The organism is Streptomyces sp. KR55 (assembly GCF_052245645.1).
Lineage (GTDB): Bacteria > Actinomycetota > Actinomycetes > Streptomycetales > Streptomycetaceae > Streptomyces > Streptomyces flavusporus.
Genome location: NZ_JBQQCE010000580.1, coordinates 1 through 5,379 on the forward strand (window position 1 = coordinate 1; position 5,379 = coordinate 5,379).

Annotated in this window: 4 protein-coding genes and 1 pseudogene; all 5 read left to right on the forward strand. The window is 69.8% G+C overall.

The window, feature by feature from the left end:
* Window positions 1-1,504: pseudogene (locus ACTWQJ_RS45770) on the forward strand (hypothetical protein); the annotation flags it as partial.
* 182 nt (window positions 1,505-1,686) lie between these two features.
* On the forward strand, window positions 1,687-2,622 hold the full coding sequence (locus ACTWQJ_RS45775) for a cellulose-binding protein (RefSeq protein ID WP_443312303.1): 936 nt from the start codon (window positions 1,687-1,689) through the stop codon (window positions 2,620-2,622).
* 85 nt (window positions 2,623-2,707) lie between these two features.
* Window positions 2,708-3,655, forward strand: a complete 948-nt coding sequence (locus ACTWQJ_RS45780) for an ABC transporter ATP-binding protein (protein ID WP_443312304.1) — start codon at window positions 2,708-2,710, stop codon at window positions 3,653-3,655.
* On the forward strand, window positions 3,652-4,428 hold the full coding sequence (locus ACTWQJ_RS45785; protein ID WP_443312306.1) for an ABC transporter permease: 777 nt from the start codon (window positions 3,652-3,654) through the stop codon (window positions 4,426-4,428). The genes ACTWQJ_RS45780 and ACTWQJ_RS45785 overlap by 4 nt, the downstream gene beginning before the upstream one ends.
* Before the next feature lie 114 nt (window positions 4,429-4,542).
* Window positions 4,543-5,379 (forward strand): ABC transporter ATP-binding protein (locus tag ACTWQJ_RS45790; RefSeq protein ID WP_443312305.1); only part of this gene is annotated, 837 nt, incomplete at its 3' end.

Consider the following 5,379-nt stretch of genomic DNA (forward strand, 5'->3'; position numbering starts at 1 on the left):
GGACTCCGTGGCCGGGCTGCAGGAGCAGGCGCAGGAGGAGATCCAGGGCCTGCGGTCCGCCGCCGAGCACGCGGCGGACCGTACCCGGCGAGAGGCGCAGGAGGAGGCGGACCGGGTCCGCGCCGACGCCTACGCCGAGCGGGAACGGGCCACCGAGGACGCCAACCGTGCGCGGCGCCAGGCGAACGAGGAGACGGAGGCCGCCAGGGCGCTCGCCGAGCGCACCATGGCGGAGGCGATCGCCGAGTCCGAGCGGCTGCGCACCGAGGCGGCCGAGCATGCCCAGCGGGTGCGTACGGAGGTCTCGGACAGCATCGCGCAGGCCGAGCAGGACGCGTCGCGCACCCGCGCGGACGCCCGCGAGGACGCCAACCGGATCCGTTCGGACGCGGCGACGCAGGCGGACACGCTCATCACCGAGGCGCGCTCGGAGGCGGAGCGGCTCACCTCGGAGACGGTCGCGGAGGCCGAGCGGGTGCGGGCCGAGTCGGTCGCCAAGGCCGAGCAGCTGATCGGGGATGCCACCGGGGACGCGGAGCGGCTGCGCGCGGAGGCCGCCGAGACGGTCGGGTCGGCGCGGCAGCACGCCGAGCGGATCCGGGCGGAGTCGGAGCGGGTCCGGGCGGATGCGGCCGCGGAGGCCGAGCGGGTGACGGCGGCGGCGCGCGAGGAGGCCGAGCGGACCTTCGACGAGGCCCGCAAGGAGGCCAACAAGCGGCGCTCCGAGGCGGCCGAGCAGGTCGACAAGCTCATCACGGAGACCACCGCAGAGGCGGACAAGCTGCTCACCGAGGCCCAGCAGCAGTCGCTCAAGACCACCGCGGACGCCGAGGCGCAGGCCGACACCATGGTGGGCGCGGCCCGCAAGGAGGCCGACCGGCTGGTCTCCGAGGCCACGGTCGAGGGCAACTCCCGGGTGGAGAAGGCCCGTACGGATGCGGACGAACTGCTGGTCGGCGCGCGCCGGGACGCGACCGCGATCCGGGAGCGGGCGGAGGAGCTGCGCGAGCGGATCACGGCCGAGATCGAGGAGCTGCACGAGCGGGCCCGCCGCGAGGCCGCCGAGACGATGAAGTCGACCGGTGACCGCTGCGACGCGCTCATCAAGGCCGCCGAGGAGCAGCTCGCCAAGGCCCAGGCGAAGGCCAAGGAGCTGGTGTCGGAGGCCAACTCCGAGGCCGGCAAGGTGCGGATCGCCGCCGTGAAGAAGGCCGAGGGACTTCTGAAGGAAGCCGAGCAGAAGAAGTCGGCGCTCGCCAAGGAGGCCGAGGAGATCAAGGCCGAGGCGGTCCGCGAGGCCCAGCGCACGGTCGAGGAGGGCAAGCGCGAGCTCGAGATCCTGGTGCGGCGCCGCGAGGACATCAACGCGGAGATCTCCCGTGTCCAGGACGTGCTGGAAGCGTTGGAGTCTTTTGAGGCCCCGTCATCCGGCAAGGACGGCGGAGTCAAGGCGGGCGCCGCGGTGGGCGCGCAGCGTTCGGGTGGCAAGTCGTCGGACGGGTAGTCAGGAGGTCTGGTTCGGGCACCTTCCGACCTTTTGGCCAAGTCTTTCGCAAGCGGTCCGACGGTTAGCCACTCAAAAGGGGTGTCATTCTCCAGATCAAACACGCATCCGCTCGATGACACGCCGCCTTGGCCCCTAGGATTCCACCTATCACCTCACCGGTCTCATTCGACAGGAACCCCATGAGCGACACTTCCCCCTACGGCTTCGAGCTTGTGCGGCGTGGGTACGACCGCGCTCAGGTGGACGAACGTATCTCCAAGCTCGTCTCCGACCGTGACAGCGCTCTCGCCCGCATCACCGCTCTGGAAAAGCGCATCGAGGAGCTCCACCTCGAAACGCAGAACGCCCAGGCCCAGGTGAACGACGCCGAGCCGTCGTACGCCGGTCTCGGCGCGCGTGTCGAGAAGATCCTCCGCCTCGCCGAGGAGGAGGCCAAGGACCTGCGCGAGGAGGCCCGTCGCGCGGCCGAGCAGCACCGTGAGCTCGCCGAGTCGGCGGCCCAGCAGGTGCGCAACGACGCCGAGGCGTTCGCGGCGGAACGCAAGGCCAAGGCCGAGGACGAGGGCGTCCGGATCGTCGAGAAGGCCCAGAGTGAGGCCTCCCAGCTGCGTGCCGAGGCGCAGAAGGACGCGCAGTCCAAGCGGGAGGAGGCCGACGCGCTCTTCGAGGAGACCCGCGCCAAGGCCGCGCAGGCCGCCGCCGACTTCGAGACGAACCTCGCCAAGCGCCGCGAGCAGTCCGAGCGCGACCTGGCGTCCCGTCAGGCCAAGGCCGAGAAGCGCCTCGCCGAGATCGAGCACCGGGCCGAGCAGCTGCGCCTGGAGGCCGAGAAGCTGCGCACGGACGCCGAGCGCCGCGCCCGCCAGACGGTGGAGACGGCCCAGCGCCAGGCCGAGGACATCGTGGCCGACGCCAACGCCAAGGCCGACCGGATCCGTTCGGAATCCGAGCGCGAGCTGGCCGCCCTCACCAACCGCCGCGACTCCATCAACGCGCAGCTGACCAATGTGCGCGAGATGCTGGCGACCCTCACGGGCGCCGCGGTGGCAGCGGCCGGTACGCCGGCCGAGGACGAGCCGATCTCCCGCGGGGTTCCGGCGCAGCAGACCCGGTAACCGGCCGGAATACGCCGTCCGAACATCTGCGAAGCCCCCTGCCACTCCGGTGGCAGGGGGCTTTGTACCGTTTTAGCGTTGCCGCATGATCGAGCTCGAGGGGCTGACGAAACGGTACGGCGAGAAGGTGGCGGTCAACCATCTGACATTCACCGTCAGACCGGGCATCGTCACGGGCTTCCTCGGCCCCAACGGGGCCGGCAAGTCCACGACGATGCGGATGATGCTCGGCCTGGACCGGCCCACCGCCGGGGACGTCCGCATCGACGGCAAACACTACGACCAGCTCAAGGACCCGCTGAAGTACATCGGCGCCCTGCTCGACGCCAAGGCCGTGCACGGCGGGCGCAGCGCCTTCAACCACCTGCTGTGCCTGGCGCAGAGCAACGGCATCCCGAAGAGCCGGGTGCACGAGGTGCTCGACACGGTGGGCCTCACGGCGGTCGCGCGGAAGAAGGCCAAGGGCTTCTCGCTCGGCATGGGGCAGCGGCTGGGCATCGCGGGCGCGCTGCTCGGCGATCCACGGATCCTGATGTTCGACGAGCCGGTGAACGGGCTGGACCCCGAGGGCATCCACTGGATCCGCAACCTGATGAAATCGCTGGCCGCGCAGGGCCGTACCGTCTTCGTCTCCTCCCATCTGATGAGCGAGATGGCGCTGACCGCCGACCACATCGTCGTCATCGGCCAGGGCCGGCTGCTCGCCGACACCTCCATGGCCGACTTCATCGCACGGAACTCCCGCAGTTACGTCCGGATCCGCACCCCGCAGCGCGAGCGGCTGCTCGATGTGCTGTACGGGGCCGGGATCACGGTCGTCGAGACCGGCAGCGGGACGCTCGAGGTGGACGGCGGCAAGTCCGAGCGGATCGGTGAGCTGGCCGCGCAGCACCAGATCGTGCTGCATGAGCTGAGCCCGCAGCAGGCCTCCCTGGAGGAGGCGTTCATGCAGTTGACCGCGGAGTCCGTGGAGTACCACGCGCATTCCGACACGCCTGTGCAGCAGTGGGGCGAAACCTGGAGGAAGGGCTGAGCATGGCGGCGACCCAGGTCATCCGGTCCGAGTGGACGAAGATCCGCTCTGTCGCGTCCACGGTGTGGACGCTGTCCCTCGCCGTGGTGGTCACCATCGCCCTCGGCATGCTGATCTCGGCGCTGTCGAAGAGCGAGTTCGAGAACATGAGCGCGCGGGACAGGCTCTCTTTCGACCCTACGTTCATCAGCTTCGCCGGCATGAGCCTCGGTCAGCTCGCGCTGATCGTGTTCGGGGTGCTCGTGGTCTCCAACGAGTACAGCACCGGCATGATCCGCACATCGCTGGCGGCCGTACCGCAGCGCGGCACGTTCCTGTTCAGCAAGCTTGCGGTCGCCACCCTGCTCGCCCTGGTCGTCGGCATGGCCACCAGCTTCGTGGCCTTCTTCCTCGGGCAGGCGATGCTCGGCGACCTGAGCGCCCAGATCGGCGATCCGGGTGTGCTGCGCGCGGTGATCGGCGGCGGCGTCTACATGACCCTCATCGCGATGTTCTCGATGGGCGTCGCCGCGATGCTGCGCTCGCCGATGCTGTCGCTGGGCATCCTGATGCCGTTCTTCTTCCTGATCTCCAACATCCTGGGCAATGTCTCGGCCACCCAGAAGATCGGCCAGTTCCTGCCCGACCAGGCCGGCAGCAAGATCATGCAGGTGGTCGTCCCGGTCGACGACGACGCTCCGTACGGCCCCTGGGGCGGGCTCGGGATCATGGTGCTGTGGGTGCTGGCGGCGCTTATCGGCGGTTATGTGCTGCTGAAGAAGCGGGACGCGTAATCGTGGAAGGTTTTTTACCCGCTCTTGGAGGGAACCGTCAGCGACTCGATATCCTCCTAACCCTTACGGGGGGCGTGTGCCCCGCTGTCCTGAACCTTTCGATGGGTGCGGAGCATGATCGAGGCAGTCGGCCTGACCAAGCGCTACGGCGACAAGACCGCTGTGCACAATCTTTCCTTCCAGGTGCGGCCCGGTGCCGTCACCGGCTTCCTCGGGCCCAACGGCTCGGGCAAGTCGACGACGATGCGGATGATCGTCGGGCTGGACAACCCCACCTCCGGGCATGTGACCATCGGCGGCTACCCCTACGCCAAGCTGCCGAACGCGCCCCGCCAGGTCGGCGCCCTGCTGGACGCCAAGGCGGTGCACGGCGGCCGCTCGGCCCGCAACCATCTGCTGTCGCTGGCCCAGCTGTCCGGCATCCCGGCCCGCCGGGTGGACGAGGTGCTCGGCGTGGTGGGTCTGCAGGACGTGGCCAGGCGGCGCTCCAAGGGCTTCTCCCTGGGCATGGGCCAGCGGCTCGGCATCGCGGCCGCGCTGCTCGGCGATCCCCAGGTGCTGCTGTTCGACGAGCCGATCAACGGCCTCGACCCGGAGGGCATCCTCTGGGTGCGGAACCTGATGAAGTCGCTGGCCGCGGAGGGCCGTACCGTCTTCGTCTCCTCCCATCTGATGAGCGAGATGGCGCTGACCGCCGACCACCTGATCGTCATCGGGCGGGGGCAGCTGCTCGCCGACGGCAGTGTGCAGGACTTCATCGCGGCGAACTCGGCCGGCTTCGCACGCGTACGGACGCCCGACACCGAGCCGCAGCTGCGCGAGAAGCTGACGGTCGCGCTGACCGAGGCCGGCGCGCACGTCCTGCCCGAGCAGGACGGCGCGCTGCGGGTGACCGGGCTGCCGCTGCCCCGCATCAGCGACATCGCACACGACAAGGACGTACGGCTGTGG